General features: G+C 63.3%; 18 protein-coding genes. 6 read left to right on the plus strand and 12 right to left on the minus strand.

Features of this window, described 5'->3' with window-relative positions; all coding sequences use genetic code 11:
* Positions 1-72: 72 nt before the first annotated feature.
* Complete coding sequence (locus tag ACQPW1_RS09195) at positions 73-1,110, plus strand: polyprenyl synthetase family protein (protein WP_433662306.1); 1,038 nt, start codon at positions 73-75, stop codon at positions 1,108-1,110.
* Between the two features lie 115 nt (positions 1,111-1,225).
* Here the strand turns inward: ACQPW1_RS09195 and ACQPW1_RS09200 are convergent, their stop codons facing one another.
* The 10 genes from ACQPW1_RS09200 to ACQPW1_RS09245 form a co-directional block, all read right to left on the minus strand.
* Positions 1,226-2,176, minus strand: coding sequence for a hypothetical protein (locus ACQPW1_RS09200; protein WP_433662307.1), 951 nt, complete (start codon positions 2,174-2,176; stop codon positions 1,226-1,228).
* A gap of 6 nt (positions 2,177-2,182) precedes the next feature.
* On the minus strand, positions 2,183-2,395 hold the full coding sequence (locus tag ACQPW1_RS09205; protein WP_433662308.1) for a hypothetical protein: 213 nt from the start codon (positions 2,393-2,395) through the stop codon (positions 2,183-2,185).
* Between the two features lie 47 nt (positions 2,396-2,442).
* Entirely contained in the window at positions 2,443-2,910 is a 468-nt protein-coding gene (locus tag ACQPW1_RS09210; RefSeq protein WP_433662309.1) for a hypothetical protein, read from the minus strand.
* A 20-nt stretch (positions 2,911-2,930) separates the two neighbouring features.
* A complete protein-coding gene (locus ACQPW1_RS09215) occupies positions 2,931-4,244 on the minus strand; it encodes an IS256 family transposase (RefSeq protein ID WP_433662310.1) in 1,314 nt (437 codons plus the stop codon).
* 103 nt (positions 4,245-4,347) lie between these two features.
* A complete protein-coding gene (locus ACQPW1_RS09220) occupies positions 4,348-4,494 on the minus strand; it encodes a hypothetical protein (RefSeq protein ID WP_433662311.1) in 147 nt (48 codons plus the stop codon).
* A 29-nt stretch (positions 4,495-4,523) separates the two neighbouring features.
* Positions 4,524-5,495 (minus strand): MlaD family protein, encoded by a 972-nt coding sequence (locus tag ACQPW1_RS09225; RefSeq protein ID WP_433662312.1) that lies wholly within the window; start codon positions 5,493-5,495, stop codon positions 4,524-4,526.
* Positions 5,492-6,556 (minus strand): MlaD family protein, encoded by a 1,065-nt coding sequence (locus ACQPW1_RS09230; RefSeq protein ID WP_433662313.1) that lies wholly within the window; start codon positions 6,554-6,556, stop codon positions 5,492-5,494. Before ACQPW1_RS09230 ends, ACQPW1_RS09225 begins: the two co-directional genes overlap by 4 nt.
* Complete coding sequence (locus tag ACQPW1_RS09235) at positions 6,553-7,653, minus strand: MlaD family protein (protein WP_433662314.1); 1,101 nt, start codon at positions 7,651-7,653, stop codon at positions 6,553-6,555. The genes ACQPW1_RS09230 and ACQPW1_RS09235 overlap by 4 nt, the downstream gene beginning before the upstream one ends.
* A gap of 2 nt (positions 7,654-7,655) precedes the next feature.
* Positions 7,656-8,678, minus strand: coding sequence for an MlaD family protein (locus ACQPW1_RS09240; protein ID WP_433662315.1), 1,023 nt, complete (start codon positions 8,676-8,678; stop codon positions 7,656-7,658).
* Entirely contained in the window at positions 8,666-9,358 is a 693-nt protein-coding gene (locus ACQPW1_RS09245; protein ID WP_433662316.1) for an MCE family protein, read from the minus strand. The genes ACQPW1_RS09240 and ACQPW1_RS09245 overlap by 13 nt, the downstream gene beginning before the upstream one ends.
* Positions 9,359-9,434: 76 nt before the next feature.
* Between ACQPW1_RS09245 and ACQPW1_RS09250 the strand changes: the two genes are divergently transcribed.
* From ACQPW1_RS09250 to ACQPW1_RS09260, 3 genes are all read left to right on the plus strand, one after another.
* Complete coding sequence (locus ACQPW1_RS09250) at positions 9,435-9,728, plus strand: transposase (RefSeq protein ID WP_433662317.1); 294 nt, start codon at positions 9,435-9,437, stop codon at positions 9,726-9,728.
* Positions 9,729-10,282: 554 nt separating this feature from the next.
* The gene (gene ltrA / locus ACQPW1_RS09255) at positions 10,283-11,548 is read left to right on the plus strand and encodes a group II intron reverse transcriptase/maturase (RefSeq protein WP_433662318.1); all 1,266 of its coding nucleotides are present in this window, start codon (positions 10,283-10,285) and stop codon (positions 11,546-11,548) included.
* 102 nt (positions 11,549-11,650) lie between these two features.
* Positions 11,651-11,932, plus strand: a complete 282-nt coding sequence (locus ACQPW1_RS09260) for an IS3 family transposase (protein ID WP_433662319.1) — start codon at positions 11,651-11,653, stop codon at positions 11,930-11,932.
* Here ACQPW1_RS09260 and ACQPW1_RS09265 read toward each other — a convergent pair.
* The gene (locus tag ACQPW1_RS09265; protein WP_433662320.1) at positions 11,911-12,831 is read right to left on the minus strand and encodes an IS630 family transposase; all 921 of its coding nucleotides are present in this window, start codon (positions 12,829-12,831) and stop codon (positions 11,911-11,913) included. The two genes, ACQPW1_RS09260 and ACQPW1_RS09265, sit on opposite strands and share 22 nt — an antisense overlap.
* 19 nt (positions 12,832-12,850) lie before the next feature.
* On the opposite strand from ACQPW1_RS09265, the gene ACQPW1_RS09270 reads away from it, so the two are divergent.
* Positions 12,851-14,497: an IS1182 family transposase gene (locus tag ACQPW1_RS09270; RefSeq protein WP_433665190.1), complete on the plus strand. Its 1,647-nt coding sequence runs from the start codon at positions 12,851-12,853 to the stop codon at positions 14,495-14,497.
* On the opposite strand, the gene ACQPW1_RS09275 is transcribed toward ACQPW1_RS09270, so the two are convergent.
* Positions 14,465-14,815 (minus strand): helix-turn-helix domain-containing protein, encoded by a 351-nt coding sequence (locus tag ACQPW1_RS09275; protein ID WP_433662321.1) that lies wholly within the window; start codon positions 14,813-14,815, stop codon positions 14,465-14,467. The genes ACQPW1_RS09270 and ACQPW1_RS09275 overlap by 33 nt on opposite strands.
* Positions 14,816-15,082: 267 nt before the next feature.
* Here ACQPW1_RS09275 and ACQPW1_RS09280 point away from each other — a divergent pair, with 267 nt between their 5' ends.
* Complete coding sequence (locus ACQPW1_RS09280) at positions 15,083-16,306, plus strand: IS110 family transposase (RefSeq protein WP_433654210.1); 1,224 nt, start codon at positions 15,083-15,085, stop codon at positions 16,304-16,306.
* Positions 16,307-16,319: the final 13 nt, after the last annotated feature.

Consider the following 16,319-nt stretch of genomic DNA (forward strand, 5'->3'; position numbering starts at 1 on the left):
GAATGGGGCGTAACCTTGAGCTGGGAGTACCTGCCGCGCATGGAATTTGCCTGCTCCAGGAGGTACCTGAGCGTGAGTTATGAAGCCAAGGCCGAAGCCGCAATCAGCAGTCCTCTTTTTCGCGAGTCGCAACGCATGGTTGTTCCAGCATTCGAGTCCGCCGTCCACAGCCTGGATAACACGGTGCGGCAGGTCATCGAATATCACCTGGGTTGGCGCGGCGACAACAACAGCGCGCCCGAAGGAAGGCCGAAGGCGATGCGCTACCCCGCCATCCTTCTGCTATTCGGCAATGCCGACAACGGCCCGATGGAAAGAGCACTCGACACCGCGGTCGCCTGCGGACTGACCGAAATCGCCTCCATCATCCACGACGATGTCATCGACAAAGAAGAGGCACGATACGGACGCCCTACAGTGCAAGCCGAATTCGGACCCGGCACCGGTCTGTTATGTGGTCAGGCATTGGTCGGATTGGCCTTCAAAATACTTTCCCAGCAGTCACACTCAAATGTGACGAAAGCCTGTGCGCGCTTCGGTGCTGCCATCCAGCAGGGCTACTCACGCGGGCTCGACGATCTGACGCTCGAAGGCGCCAACGACGTAGATCTGGAAACCGTGCTCGATGTTCGAATGGCCACGGCGGCAGAGTTTTACGGATGCCACTTCGTGCTGGTAGCCATGTGCACCGGGCTCGACAGTGAACGATTGGACTACGTCGAACGCTTCGGAAAGAACTGGATGATGGCCCTGTCGCTCGCCGACGACCACCTCGACCTCTGGCCGGACAGTACGTCGGGCCACACCGTTGCCCCGGACTTGTATCAGCGCAAGATCACAGCCCCGATAGCATACGCCCTGAACAGTGATTCAAATACGAGGCTTCGCGACGAACTACGACAATTCTACCGCTCGACCCACACTCCAGAAGCCGAAGAATTGCGATACATGGCCAACATTATCGAGCAGTGCGGAGGTAAAGAGTGGAGCCATCAGCAAATCCTCCAGTTTCAGGAACGCGCAAAGCGGAATCTCGCGAACATCCGGCTGCCGCCGGCCACTCACGACGAGCTGCACGGTCTACTTTCCCTGTTTGCCGTTGATCACTGAGCGACTACAGCGCCGGACAGCGGTGCTGCCACGGTGCGGCGATCCAGGTGAGTCATCGCTTCAATGCGTTGATTCGTGACGTGACCGGCAAGGAACGGCTATCGGGATCACATGACTACAAACGATTTTCGTGTCTCGGCGGGCAAAGGCGCTGCAGAGCGCGGTAGTGCCGGTCGACGGTTGCGGCCTGTTCTAGGGCATGGACGGCGGAGGTGTCGTTCATGAACCTCGATTGGATTATGCGGGTGAGGATTTCATCGCTGAGGTGGTCGGTGATATCGAGGAGTCCGGACAGGGCGCCGTGATCTGTTGCGCTGGTCAGGATCCGGTCGATGCCATCGGTGTCCTGGCCGTGGAACAGTCGATTGCTCAGTGGTGCGGCAAGTTCGGTTTCCAGGCGTGCGAGCACGGATAAGGCGGCGGCGACGGTGTCGGCGGAACCTGCTGCGGCAGTGGTGATTATACGATGCTGCCGTTCGGTGGGGAGCACTCGCAGGATGTCGTTGAGTCGGTCGGTGGAGGATACGAGGGCCGCGGTATGCAAGAGTCCTTCGTCATCGTCGATGCCGCGTTCGAATTCCCGGATCAGCTGTTCGGTCGCGTGCTCGACGAACCGGGACGCCGTCAGATAGTCACGGCGGCGCAGCAGTTCGTTGGCCGCGGGGATCAAGGCGGCGGCAGGTAGTCGCGGTGCGAGCACCGGGATGGCGCGCGGATCGAGGTGTGGTGCCGCGTCGGCCAGATATGTGGGTGTGAGGCCGGCCAGGATTCCGGCGGCACGGTCGGGGTGGTCGAGGCCGAGCGCACCGCCTGCGCGTCCCGCGACCTCGGCGGGAATTGCCTTGAGCGCCAAGGTGACCGCGAGCGCGTTGGGCACGATGGGTGCGAGTTTGCTGACCCGCGCGAAGGTCGGTGCCAGCACGTCGAACAGGGCATCGGAGATGCGCTCACGCAGTACTTTGAGGTTGTGCGCGCCGAGGCGTTCCAGCCCGGCCAGCGCCGTAGGGTCGGCGCCGAGGGTGTGCGCGAGGGTATTGATCTGTGCCCGAGTCACTATGTCGGCCATGTCAGTTCACTTTCCGAACAGGATTCTGCGGGCGGGGATGCGAGCCAGGCGTGGCAGTATTTGGAGTCCCTGATCGATGGCGGCATCGAGACTGCGCTGCTGGTCGCGCATCGCTTGGCGCATCAGCGCTAGGAGCTGGTCGGATTCTTTGGGGGTGAGTGATTCCAGGATTTCCCTTGGTTCCTTCAGCTCTGTGAGCAGCGGGCTATCGGTCGGCATCAGGTCTGTTCCTTACTCGCGATTCGTCCTTGTGGCATCCGGCCCGCTCACTTGAGCGGCAGTGCCCCGTCCATACCCCCGACGTCGCTGACCTTCCAGTCGGAGTTCCGGTCGACGGTGACCTGGTAGGTGACCGTGGTTTGCGCACCGTCGGGGGTCTGGGCGTTGGTGGAGGAGACGTTGATGAAGACGTCGACGTGGTAGAGGCCGTTGGATTCGGTCATTACTTTCGCGGTGATCGGCTGCGCGGTCGAGGTCCACTTGAGCGGGGTGAGTACTTCTTGCAGTTTCGGTGCCGTGGCGTCGAATTTGTTGGCCAGTGCGGGCGCGGTGTTGTTCTTCAGCCGTCCGACCCAGGCATTGAAGTCGGCGAAGTTGACCGTGGACGCGCCGACGGCATAGTCGGTGGCGACCTGTTCGGCATGATGGTTGTCCGCGGCGGCGTCTCGATCGGAGATGCCGTTGTGCGCCGCGATGAGGAAGCCTGCCAACACGATCGAGAGAGATATTGTCAAATCCTGTGGATTGGCAAGTTTCAGGCAATCTCCGTTCGGGTGGTGTCGGCCGGGTCGGTTGGTGATGTCGGGGTGATGTCGCGGGGGCGTTCGAGCAGCTTGCCTTTGTGGAACAGGGCACCGTTGCGCACGAGCGCGACCAGTTCGGGTGCGTTGACCTTGCGCCAGCGGCCTTGGGCGGCCTCGATCAGCTTGTAGGCCATGGCAATTCCGGCCGCACGCGAGCCCGGCCCCTTGGTGACCTTCGTGCGTAACCGCACGGTAGCGAAGGTGGATTCGATCGGGTTCGTGGTCCGCAGATGGATCCAGTGCTCGGCCGGATATTTGAAGAACTCGAGCAGCACATCGAGATCGTCGGTGATCTTCGCGACGGCTTTCGGATATTTTGCGCCGTAGTCGATTTCGAATGCTTTCACCGCGATTTGCGCTTTGTCGATATCCTCGGCCATGTAGATGTCCTTCATCGCCGCGATCGCACCGGGATGCGCCGATTTCGGCAGCGCGGCAAGGACATTGGCGCTCTTGTGGAACCAGCAGCGCTGCTCGTGGGTGGTCGGGAACACATCGCGCAATGCCTTCCAGAACCCGAGTGCGCCGTCACCGACCGCGAGCACGGGAGCGGCCATGCCACGTCGACGGCAGCCACGCAGCAGATCAGCCCACGATTCGGTCGATTCCCGGTAGCCGTCGGCCAATGCAACGAGCTCTTTGCGGCCATCGGCACGCACCCCGATCATCACCAGCAGGCATAGCTTCTCCTGCTCGAGCCGCACTTTGGTGTGGATGCCATCGACCCACAGATACACGTAATCGGTGCCCGAGAGGTCCCGGGCGGCGAAGGTGCGGGCCTCGTCCTGCCATTGGCCGGTCAACCGAGTGATCGACGCCGCCGACAGCCCGGCACCGGATCCGAGGAACTGCTCGAGCGCAGGACCGAAGTCCCCGGTGGAGAGCCCATGCAGATACAACAGCGGCAGAACCTCGGCCACCTGCGGCGACTTACGCGCCCACGCGGGCAGGATCGCCGAGGAAAACCGCTGCCGCTCACCAGATTCCGGGTCCACACGCTTGTCGTTGACCCGCGGCGCCTTCACCCTCACCGCGCCCGCCGCCGTGAGGACCTCCCGTTCGGCGTGGTAACCGTTGCGCACCACCAGGCGGTGGCCGTTCTCGTCGAGCTGATCGGCGAACTGGGCAACATAGGCCGCGACCTCGGCCTTCAACGCCGCCGCGAGCATCTGCCGGGCACCGTCACGCACGATCTCATCGAGCAACGACCGGGTCGAACCAGCCGCATCGTTTGCTGAGGGGGTGTTCTGAACTACCGTAAACACGGACGTACCTTCCCGACCGGCGTTGGCGCGCCGGCATGATCAAGACTTCGGACAGATAGATCATCCGGGAAGGTGCGTCCTTCCCGTCATCCACAGGTCTTGATCATTTCTCGATCGAGACCACGGCGAGCAGTGCGGTGGCCGCGCTCCACGCGATGGTGGACAGCGGAATCGACACCGAGCGGCCGGTGGCCGGAGCGGATTTCCCGGTGTCGTCTGTGCTCTTGTCGAGGGTGATGTTGTCGGACATCGTTGTCTCCATGGGGGTTTCGGTGGCGGCTATTTGATCTGGAGCTGTAGTTGGAGCGTGCCGTCGGCACCGGTGGTGGCCAGGGCCTGGCCGATAAGGGTGCTGATGTCGAGCTGGTGCAGCGTGCCGGTGGCTGAGGCGATCAGTGGTTGCAGCACAGGTAGCAGCGGTGCAACCTCCGGACCGAGGGTGTCGATTCTGGTCGTCAGCTCGTGCAGAAACGGGACAAGGCCCAGTGTTTCGGGAGTGTCGACGAGGTAGTCGGCGGGTACATCGCCGGTGCGGATGACGCGGGCGATCGCGTTGGCGACGTCGGCGACGCGCGGGCCGAAGTCTGCCCACGGACCTGATGCTTCGGTGAGCGCGGGACCGGCCCAGTCCATGTCGGTGGCGTTGGCCTGCAGCGCGATCAGCAACTTGCGGATCAGATCGGTGCGGCTCAGCAGTGTCGCGGAGAGGAGTTCGGTCGAGCGGGACAACTGCGGCAACACCGTTTGAGTGCCCGCGAGTGCCTGGCTGAAGGTGTTCACGATATCGGTGAGTGCCTCGGGCTCGAGTTGTTCGAGTAGCCCGGTGGCGGTGCGGGCGACCTCGGCGATCGACATCGGACGGCGGATTTGGGAGGCCTGCACCACCTGTCCGTCGGTCAGGAATGGTCCGGCGCCGTTGGCGGGCCGGAATTCGAGGTAGGGCTCACCCAGCGCGGAGAGACCGCGGATGCGGACAACGCTGGAGGTGGGGATCGGGTAGCGGCTGTCTACCTGGAAGCCGACCTGGATTCCGGTGCGGGTGCGGTGCACCGAGGTGACTTGTCCGACTTCAACTCCGGAGAGCAGCACCTTCGAGCGGGGAATCAGTCCACCCGAGTCAGGCACGGACATGGTGGCGGATATGTTGTCGCGGAAGGGATTTACCCGCACCACGCCGAAGGTCAGGTAGGTGGTGCCCGCGATCAGGATCGCCACGATAGCGGTCAAGGAGACGACCGAGCTCGGCTTCATCGCACTATTCCGATCATCCGAAGTGTGCGCACCATGGCCTCGACTTGGTCGTCATGCGAGACCGAAGTAGCTGGGCCATCGATTGTCACGCTGGTGATGTCGGCTTTCGGACCGTGTTCGGCCCAGGGGATGATCTTGTCGCGCAGCAGGGCCACCAGCCGGTTGAGGTTCGACGGCGCGTTCAGGTTCAGCGGTTGGCTGCCGAACAGCAGTGGTACCAGTGCTTGTGCGGCGGCGTCGCCGGAAGCGAGTAACGGTCCCAGCCATTGCACGGCGTGCCCGATACTGCCGAGCCCGCCGACGATGCCCAGCGTGAGCACCAGCGACTGAGCATCGGCGGGAATGTCCACCGCGCCGCGGGGACTGAGCAGCGCGTCGAGTTCGTCTCGGTTGTCGGTGGCCGCGGCCAGGTCGGTGTGGATGGCGTCGAGGAGCCGATCGAGCGAATCTTGGCTGTGGGCAAGATCTTCCACGTCGCGACCGATGGTGTCGGCGATCTGACGGCTCTGTTGCTGCTGTTGGGGCAGCACGGCGTTGGTTTGATCGACGATCTCTTGGAACTGGTGGAGTGCACCACCGCCGATAAAGGTGGATAGGCCGGCGAGCAGGTCCTCCACTTGTAACGCAGGCTTCGTCTGGGCAAGGGGGATGAGACCTCCTGGTGGGATGGTCTTACCGAAATCCGTTGCAGGCGTGGTGAGCCCGATATAGATGTCACCGAGGATGGTGGTCTGGCGCAACTGTGCGGTGGTGGGCGTCGGCAGTTGCACCGAGGAGGAGATCTCGACGACGGCGTCGATGCGGCCGGGTGTGGTGCGGGTGGGATCTATCACGGTGACCGCGCGCAAACTGCCGATCTTCGCGCCGTTGGCGACTACTTTCGCCTGCGCGGGCAGGTTGAGTGCGTTGGCGAGCTCGATGCGAACCTGGTAGGTGGGGCCGGGCACCGTGGCTCCGGGCACTGGGATGGTGGCCGGATCGAAACCGCATCCTGCCGAGGCGATGACCGTTGAGGTCACAGCGATGGCGGTGAGTGTGCGGTGCCAGGGGGAGTGCGTCATCGGGCACCTGCCAAGCCCAGTACGAGGGGAACCAGGTCAACGTTGGTGAGACTGCTGCCGTCGGTGGTGCATCGGCCTGGGTTTATCGCGTCCAGTGTGGCGCAGACCTGGGTGGCGGTTTCTTGCGGCAGTGCGACTTTCGGTGGCGCGTACACCAGTCTGGCGTGCCCGGTTTCCGGGTCGATGGACTGTTGAAACGCGGTCACCAGAGGCGGAATCATGTCGATGAGTTTCTGCAGGGTGCCGACGTTGGCCGAGATCATGCGCAAGCTCGGGGCCAGCTCATCGATGCCTGCCAGGATCGGCCGCCCGTATTTTCGCGCGATGTCGTTCAACCAGGGCAGGATCACCAGCAGCGAGTCGACGATCTGTACCACTCGCGTCCAGACGTTGTTGATCAAGGTGATGCCTGGCGCGGTCTGTAGCAGCGTGGTTTTGATCTCGCCCCAGTTGGTGGAGACGCTGTCTGCGAGCGAGGCGAACGCATCGAGGAGTGCCCCGATGTGCCCGATGGCGGCGTCTGGTTGGCGCAGTGCCGCACCGAGATCACGGATTGTTTGGTTGAGCTGTTGCCCGGTGCCTGCGGTGGCGTCGCGGAAGGCGCGGATGCTGTCGCGCAGTCGCTGCTGGTCGGCGGGGTTTCCGTGATCGGTGAGTTCCTCGGCGAGTCCGGAGAACGCTTCGAGGGTCTCGGTGATGCTTTTAGGCGTGAATGCTTTGGTGATGCAGGTGTCACGCTGCCATTCGGTCGGTGCGTCGTCGTCGCCGAGCACGGACAGGGTGCGGTCGGCGACCAGAGTGTCGGAGACCGTCGTCGCGATGACATCGCCGTGCAGCGGATGGTCGGCACCGACGGTGAAATTCACTCGTACCGCACCGTTTTCGGGGTGCACCCGGTCCACGGTGCCGACCGGGATGCCGAGCATGGTGACCTGGTTGCCGGGGTAGAGGCCGATGCCGTCGGGCATGATCGCGCAATATCCGAGGGTCTTCTTCATCGGGTCGAACGCGACGAGATAGCCGACAACGGTCACCGTGGCGACCAATGCGATGCCGAGCACGGTGACAAATCCCTGCGAGCCGAGGAAGCGCTTCATCTTCAGCACCCCCGCCCGGGGACCGGCACGCACAGACTCGGGGCGGTGAGGGTGACATCGGACTGGTCGAGAACCGGGCCCTGTGCGGTCATCGCGGCTTGCAGCCGCCCACGGAGGTCCCCGATCGCCGTGGTGGCCTGGCCCATTCGCGCGCCGAGATCTTTGAGTTCGGGCAACGCCTCGAGCAGTTTGTCGACGACGGGCTGCAGCACCTCTCGCCAGGCCGGCTCGGCGGCCGCGATGCGCGAGAGTAGTTCTCCCGCAATGCGTAGCGCCTCGCTGATCTCAGCCTGCTTGTCTAAGCCTTCGGTCTCGAGCAGGCCGATCTGTCGCACGAACGTGCCTACCAGAGATCTGTTCTGGTCGATGGTGGTCAGATATTCGTCCATCACCTCCAGCGCCTTGGAGATCTCGCTGTTCTGGCGGTCGAGGATGCCGACGAAGCCTTCTATCGCGCTGGTCATGTGCCGCAGTGAGTCAGGGCTGTTGTCGAGTGAATCCTGCAGCGTGGCAAAGTTTTTACGCAGAGTGTCGCCGTCGACCTGGTCGATCGGGGTAGCGGCGTCCTGCATGGTCCGGACCAGGCTGTACGGCAATCGCACTCGGTCGGCTGGAATGGTCTTGCGGCCCAGGGGTTTGGTCCCGGCCGGGAAGACCGCGATGTAGTGGCCGCCGACGGCGGTCAGCATCCGGATCTCGAGGGTGGTCTGGTCGCCGAGGCGCACGTCGTCGTCGGCGGTGAAGGTCATGCGGACCTTCTTGCGTTGCAGCTGCAGGGATTTCACCGAACCGACCGGGATGCCCGCGACCCGGATCTGGTCGCCCACTTTTACCGACTGGGCATCGGTGAGATCGGCGGTGTAGGCGTGTTTGCCGATCGGCAGTACGTAGATCAGTCCGGCTGCGATCAACAGCGCAACCAGTGCGGCTGTGCTGAGCAGACCCAACCGCATCTCACGGCGCTGCTTGGTGTCTTCGTGGCGGTCGTGACGGCTGCGCGGGCGCCGTCGCATCATCGTTGGCATATCGAAATCCTTTGCCCGCCGATGAGCACGGCCAGCGGTCCTGGCACCGCACCGGGGCCCTTTGAGCAGGTTCGGTCGATTCGGGGAGCATCAGGCGTACTCGGCGGCAGCAGATTCGCCAGTGACTGCAGCAATCCGGGGAGCCTGCCGAGCACTTCCATGGCTTGGTCGGGGTCGGGGAACAACAGCCGAAGGTCGTGCACGAGATCGGGATTGGTGTTCTCGGTGAACCCGAGGGTGGCCAGGAGGCTGTTGAGCGGGCCGAGCGCCGAGGGGGCCACTGCCGCGAAATCGATGAGCCCGGCGAGCTTTTCGCGGAACGCGGTGAATACGTCGGCCAGTCCGCGTAGCAGGGTGACCAGGTAGGGGGATTTCCCGCCGATCTGCGTGGAGATGGTCTGCAGGTTGGACACGATCGCCGCGAGGACGGTCTGTCGGTCGGTGGCGTAACGGCTCATCTGCTCGAAGGCGTCCAGTGCGGGACCGATGCCGCTGCCGTTGCCCTCGATCACCGCGAGCACGTTCTGGGTGAACTGGTTCATCGCGCCGGGCGAGAACTCCGCCAGCGCGGGCTGTAGTCCGTTGAACAGCTGGGTGATATCGAAAGACGGGACGGTCTTGTCGGTGTCGATGGTGGCACCTGCTCGCAGCTTGTCACCCGCGGCATCGGGTTGCCGCACATCGATATTGAGGAGCCACCAGGAATCCGGACAGTCGACCTACTAGGGTTGTCTGGAAGGAAAGGTGTAAGGCGTAGTGGCGCAGAAGAAGCGGGCGTACTCTCCGGAGTTTCGGGATGAGGCCGTGAAGATGGTGTTGTCGGGCGAGCACGGTGGCGCCGCCGCGGTGGCGCGTGCCTTGAATATCAACGAGGGCACGCTGGGTAACTGGATGGCGCGGTATCGGAACAGCCAGACGCCGGTTGCCGATGAGCCGTTGTTGGTGAACGAGCGGGCGCGGCTTCGTGAATTGGAGCGCGAGAATCGTGAACTCCGGCAGAAGAACGAGTTTTTGGGAAAAGGTGTGCCACGAACACGGGAGGCCGCATGAGGTAGGTCAGGCGGAGGATCGTGGTGCTGTGCGAATGATGAAGGGGTTGTGGCCCTTCGGAGTCGCCCGTCGGGTGGGAGGCTTCAAACCACCTCATGCTGCGTTGGCTGAAGACCGTCGTGGTGAGCGATGAGGAAAAGGCGTCGGTAGAGGCGTCAGGTGGGGATCAGGAAGACGAACGCGAGTGAATCGCTGACGACGTGTCGAAATGAATGAGACGACATCGAAACCGGGGCTTCTTTTTGGAACCGGGAAAGAGTCTGGCGGGTGGCCCGATTTCTGGCCAGGCGGTGTCCGGCATGGAGGCGACGTGAGCCTGATCTGCGGCTTTCGCATGGAACGTGGGAAGGCATGTCCCGATACGGATTTCGCTTCGGCGGGTCGAGAGGGAGCACGTCGAGCAGCAGAAACTGTGAGGCGTTGAGTACCGATGCGGGGTGTGCTGGCGGACCGGCTCGTAGTAGTGGTGAAGCACCTGTAATGGGTGTGGAGCGAAGGGGCCGGACCATTCGGGTTGCTGATGTGGTCAACCGGCTGTGGTCGGGAGGAGCTGGATGAGTCAACCAGGGTCGTCGGGCAAGCCGTTCGAAATTTCGAAATGGGCTGTGCGCGAGGCGTATCGCAGAGTCAAGGCGAATAAAGGCGCTGCCGGGGTCGATGGGCAGTCCATCGATGACTTCGACAAGGATTTGAGGAACAACCTCTACAAGATCTGGAACCGGATGTCGTCGGGGACATATTTTCCGCCGCCCGTGCGGGCGGTGGAGATCCCGAAAACCGGTGGTGGGGTTCGTGTTCTGGGTGTGCCGACGGTCGCGGACCGGGTCGCGCAGACGGTGGTGGCCATGGAATTGGAGAAACGGGTGGAGCCGATGTTCCATCCAGACTCCTATGGCTATCGCCCGAAGCGGTCGGCGCTGGATGCGGTTGCGACATGCCGACAACGGTGTCTGAAGAAGGACTGGGTTGTTGATTTGGACATCCGCAAGTTCTTCGACACCGTGAACCACGAATTGATGGTCAGAGCGGTCCGGGCCAACACCGACCAGGAGTGGGTGGTGTTGTATGTGCGGCGGTGGCTTTCGGCTTCGCTGCAACGGCCGGACGGGACGCTGGAGACGCGGGATCGCGGGACCCCGCAGGGGTCTGCGGTGTCGCCGATTCTGGCGAATCTGTTCATGCATTACGCGTTCGACATGTGGATGGTCCGGAAGTTCCCGGATATCGGCTTCGAACGTTACGTGGATGACGCTGTAATCCATTGTGCGAGCGAGCGGCAGGCGCGCATGCTGAAGGCCGCGATTGGGGAACGTTTCACCGAGGTGGGGCTGGAACTGCATCCGGACAAGACGAAGATCGTCTACTGTCGGGACGAGAACAAGAGGACGCTCGACTACGAGCACACCTCGTTCACGTTTCTCGGCTACGAGTTCCGAATGCGTTCGGCGCGTAGCAAGTTCGGGGAGTTGTTCACCTCGTTCCTGCCCGTCATAAGCCGCGACGCGGAGAAACGCATCAACCGGGAGGTCCGCGGTTGGCGTCTGCATCGGCACACGGATTGGACTCTGGGTCAGCTGGCACGGTGGATCAATCCCATCGTGCGGGGCTGGTTGCAGTATTACGGCCGGTTCTACCGGACGAAATTGTATGCGCTGTGCAAACGCATCAACACCTATCTGGTGCGGTGGGCTCGTAAGAAGTATCGACGGTTGCACGGGTTCAAGAAGGTCAATGCCTGGTGGAAAGCGTTGGGGGAGCGGCATCCCCGAACGTTTTCGCACTGGGAATATACCCGTGGTTTCATGGCGACTGGATGGTAGGAGCCGTGTAACGAGAGATTGTTAAGCACGGTTCTGTGAGGGCCCGGAGGTGCGATTCCTCCGGGCTACTCGACCGGCGGCCTTCTTCGCCCAGGAATATCGGTGACCTCGAAGTTCGAGTTCATCGACGGTGAGAAGGCCCGCTTCCCGATTGTGAAGATGTGTCAGTGGCTCGAGGTGTCGAAATCCCGGTACTACGAGTGGCGTTCGGCACCGATGTCGATGACGGCCCGCCGGCGTGACGATCTCAAGGTGATGATCCAGGCAATCTTCGACGATAGCCACGAAACGTATGGGCACCGCCGAATCCATGCGGTGTTGGTCCGGTCCGGCCACGAGGTCGGCCTCGAGCTAGTGCCTCGTCAAGCAACCTTCGGCAGGTAATCGGGTAGCCGGATCTTGGAGTTCACCGCGAACTCGCGTTTGGGCTTGGCGTGCTGGTTGTGCCAGCGGATGTAGGCGCCGATCGCGGCGTCCTGTTCGCCGTGGCTGCGGTGATCGGTGCCGTTCAAGGCGAAATACCGCAGCGCGGCGAACTCCGACTCGATCCAGTTCAACCAGGACGAATAGGTCGGCAAGAACACCAGTTCCACATCGTTGGCTGTGGCCCAGTCACCGACCTCGGCTCGCTTGTGCGGGGAAAAGTTGTCGGCGATGACGTAGAGCTTCTCCCCGGGCCAGCGGGCCCGCAGGGATTTCAGAAACGCCAGGAACTCCGTCCACCGCTTACGATCCCGAATTCGGTAGTGGATTCTTCCGGTGGCCAGATCCAGGGCGCCGAGCAGGTGCCGCACTCCTTGGGTCCGGTGGTAGGTCGCGCGTAATCGTTTCGGTCTTCGTCGCGGAAACCAGCCACGACCAGCGCGGGGTTGCAGGTTCAAGGGCCCGAACTCGTCCACGCAGAGCACTCGCCCGTCGGTGGGCGGCCGGTCATAGAGGTCCAGGATGCGGTTCATCTTCGCGGTGAATTCTGGGTCGGTGCCGGCCTTCCAGGTCTTGACCGCCTGCCACGACACACCCTCGGCCTTCAAAATCTTGCGCACGGTTTCGCGGCTGATCTCGGCGATCCCATTGGACTGCAATACTTCCCGCAGTTTCGACAGACTCCACGTCGAGAACGGCCAACCCAGGTCGCGGGGGCAGCACCGGGCGATGCAAGCGATGCGTTCACGCGTCGCCCGATCGACTTTCCTCGGCCTGCCCCCGCTCCATTTTGGACACCGTTGGCGAATTCGTTTGGGGTGGTGCGGGTTCGGCATGATTGACATCGATGTTTCGGGCATGATGTCGATGGAGGTTGTGGTGTCGTTGCGTCCGCGCAGGTGGGATGAGGTTCCGGTGGAGACGGTTCGGGTCGCTCGGACCGTGTTTCCGGAGGGTTGCCTGGCGATGCGGATGCGGGATGTTCTGGGGCAGATCTTCGCTGATGCCGAGTTCGCGGAGGTGTTCTCACGCCGCGGTCAACCCGCGATTTCACCGGCGTTGCTGGCGCTGGTGTCGGTGTTGCAGTTCGCCGAAGGACTCACCGATCGTCAAGCGGCACACGCTGTTCGGGCTCGGATCGACTGGAAATACGCTCTGGGATTGGAGTTGACCGATCAAGGTTTCGACTACTCGGTGCTCAGCGAGTTCCGTTCCCGGCTGATCACGGGCGGGCTGGAGCAGCGTGTGCTCGACGCGGTCCTGGAAGCCGTTCGACAAGCCGGATTGCTGAAGCCGGGTGGCCGGCAACGCAGCGATTCCACTCATGTGCTGGCATCGGTCCGGGACCTCAACCGGCTCCAGTTCGTGACCGAGACACTACGATCCGCGCTCAACGCCCTTGCCGCCGCGGCACCCGACTGGCTGGCCGGTATCGCCGAACCCGAGTGGTTCGACCGATACAGTGCCCGGTCGGAAGACACTCGGTTCCCGAGCCGCTGGGCGGCCCGGGCCGCCCACGCGAACCAGATCGGTTCCGATGGCATGACCGTGCTGTCGGCGGTCACCGCACCCGCTGCCGCAACGTGGCTGCGGCAGCTGCCCGCAGTGGAATTGCTGCGAAGGATATGGGTGCAGCAATACCAGCTCACCGACGAGGCGGTGGCCTGGAGAGACAAGAAAGACCTGCCACCAGCGGCGATCCGCTACTGCTCGCCCTATGACGAGCAAGCGCGCACCGGCACCAAACGCGACACCTCTTGGAACGGTTACAAGGTCCATCTCACCGAAACCTGCGAGCCCGACGCGCCGCACCTGATCACCCAGGTCGCCACCACACCGGCACCGGTCCCGGACATGGCGATGACCGCGGCGATCCATACCAGCCTGGCCGAGCGGGATCTGCTTCCCGACGTGCATCTGGTCGACGCCGGTTATGTCGATGCCGACCTGCTCGTCGCTACGCAGCAGCAGCACGGTGTCGAACTGCTGGGGCCGGTGAAGGCGGCCACCGGCTGGCAAGCCGCAGCCGACAGGGGCTACACCCTGCACGACTTCAGAATCGACTGGGACAACGAGCGGGTCACCTGCCCGCAAGGCACCGCCTCCACCGACTGGAAATCTGACCGATCCCAGGACGGAGTCCCGGTCATCAGGGTCCGATTCCCACACTCGGCATGCCGCCCCTGTCCGGCCCGTGAGCATTGCACCCGCTCCAGTTCGGGCCGACGGCTCACCATCCGCCATCGTGCCCAGCACCAAGCTCTCCAACTGGGCCGCGCCGACCAACAGACCGATCAATGGCAACAGCGTTACCAGCACCGCGCGGGCGTGGAAGGGACTGTGGCTCAAGGCATCCGAGCTTACGGCCTCCGCCGATCCCGCTATCGAGGCTTAGCCAAGACCAGCCTCCAGCACCTGCTGACTGCTGCAGGCATGAACCTCAACCGCCTCAACGCTTGGTGGGAGAACACACCACTCGCCCCGACCCGGTTATCACACTTCGCCGCCCTCCGGCCAACAGTCTGACAGCACACCGGAATTCGCCAACGGTGTCCATTTTGGGTCCAACGCCTCGAACCCCCGCTCGTTGAACTCATGAATCACTTGCCGCACATAGGCTTCCGACACTTGCATCAACCGCGCGATCGCCGGGACCGGTTGCCGCTGCGCCGAGCACATCACCACGATCGCGCGCCGCATCCTGACTGGTTGCCTGCTCGTCTTCGTGATCCTCTGCAACCGTCGCCCCTCTTCCGGGGTCACCGCTCGCACAAACACTTCCGGTTTCCGAGCCACCGGCATCACCTCCACCGGCAGCTTCGCTGCCAGCGAGCGCTCGGGCAAACCGACACCCGGTTACCGAAGCAACCTAATCAGTTCTGGGAGTGAGCTATCCGGCACACTCCTGGTAGTAGCCGGCCGGTAGGTGAGCACTTTCGCACCCTGGACTTCGAGTCCTGGAGAAAGACCGTGCCCCTGCCGGTAGGCCGGGAGAGTTGATCGCTGCTGGGATGTCGTGCCCGCCCGAATGGGCGTGAGCACTGCTTGATTAGGTCGCTGATGGTTCTCCTGCTGGCTGCTCGACGGTGATCGGCATTAGCAATTGGAGGATTGTTGCGACTGTTCGTAGGAGATGACTGGGCTGAAGACCACCACGACGTGGAGGTGATGGACACCGCCGGGCGCCGCCTGGCCAAAACGCGCGTGCCCGAGGGCGTCGCCGGAATGGCGAGACTGCACGCGATCCTCGGCGGCCTGGTCGACGACGCCGACGAGGTCGAGGTCCTGGTCGGGATCGAGACCGACCGCGGTCCCTGGGTCGGGGCGCTGGTCGCCGCCGGATACACGGTACTGGCGGTGAATCCATTGCAGGCGGCCAGGTTTCGGGACCGGCTGGGAGTCTCGGGTGCCAAAAGCGACGCTGGTGACGCTCACGTGCTGGCGGATATGGTCCGCACCCATTCCCACGAATTGCGACCTGTCGCTGGGGATTCCGCGCGAGCCGAGGCCGTGAAGGTGGTGGCCCGTGCTCACAAGACGATGATCTGGGACCGAACTCGCCACACCCAGCGGTTGCGTCACGCTCTGCGTGACTACTTCCCCGCCGCGCTGGCCGCGTTCGACGACCTCGACGCCGCCGACACCCTGGAACTGCTCGCCAAAGCACCCACCCCAGCTGCGGCGGCCCGGCTCACGATCCCCCAGATCAGTGCCGCGTTGAAGCGGGCGCGCCGCCGCAACGTCGCCGACAAAGCCACCGCTATTGCGGCCGCACTGCGCAGCGAGCAGCTCGGCCAGCCCGAGGTCGTGGCGCAGGCCTACGCAGCCTCGGTCCAGGCGCTGCTGGCGGTCCTGACTGTCCTCAACACCCAGATCAAGACGTTGCAGGGGCAGGTCGAGGCGCATTTTGGGCAGCACCCGGCCGCTGAGATCATCGCGTCCCAGCCCGGTTTGGGACAGGTCCTCGGTGCCCGGGTGCTCGCAGAGTTCGGTGACGACCCCGACCGCTACCGCAGCGCCAAAGCCCGCAAGAACTACGCGGGCACCTCCCCGATCACCCGCGCGTCGGGCAAGAAGAAGGTCGCCCTGGCCCGGTTCGTACACAACGACCGGCTCATCGACGCCCTCACCACCCAGGCGCAATCCGCGCTGATGTGGTCCCGGGGCGCCCGCGACTACTACGACCGTCAGCGAGCCCGCGGTGTCGGTCACTACGCCGCGCTACGCCAGCTCGCCAACCGACTCGTCGGGATCCTGCACGGCTGCCTCAAAACCGGAACCCTCTACAACGAGACCACAGCCTGGCCCGACCCAGCTCAGCAGTCCGCTGCTTGACATTCAAGCTCCT

This window comes from Nocardia sp. CA-128927 (assembly GCF_050955855.1).
Taxonomy (GTDB): domain Bacteria; phylum Actinomycetota; class Actinomycetes; order Mycobacteriales; family Mycobacteriaceae; genus Nocardia.

Coding starts and splice junctions, on each gene's coding strand:
- ACQPW1_RS09230 (WP_433662313.1), bottom strand. CDS start 6,556: ATGACGCACTCCCCCTGGCACCGCACACTCACCGCCATCGCTGTGACC.
- ACQPW1_RS09205 (WP_433662308.1), bottom strand. CDS start 2,395: ATGCCGACCGATAGCCCGCTGCTCACAGAGCTGAAGGAACCAAGGGAA.
- ACQPW1_RS09265 (WP_433662320.1), bottom strand. CDS start 12,831: ATGCCCGAAACATCGATGTCAATCATGCCGAACCCGCACCACCCCAAA.
- ACQPW1_RS09225 (WP_433662312.1), bottom strand. CDS start 5,495: ATGAAGCCGAGCTCGGTCGTCTCCTTGACCGCTATCGTGGCGATCCTG.
- ACQPW1_RS09220 (WP_433662311.1), bottom strand. CDS start 4,494: ATGTCCGACAACATCACCCTCGACAAGAGCACAGACGACACCGGGAAA.
- ACQPW1_RS09240 (WP_433662315.1), bottom strand. CDS start 8,678: ATGCCAACGATGATGCGACGGCGCCCGCGCAGCCGTCACGACCGCCAC.
- ACQPW1_RS09235 (WP_433662314.1), bottom strand. CDS start 7,653: ATGAAGCGCTTCCTCGGCTCGCAGGGATTTGTCACCGTGCTCGGCATC.
- ltrA (WP_433662318.1), top strand. CDS start 10,283: ATGAGTCAACCAGGGTCGTCGGGCAAGCCGTTCGAAATTTCGAAATGG.
- ACQPW1_RS09200 (WP_433662307.1), bottom strand. CDS start 2,176: ATGGCCGACATAGTGACTCGGGCACAGATCAATACCCTCGCGCACACC.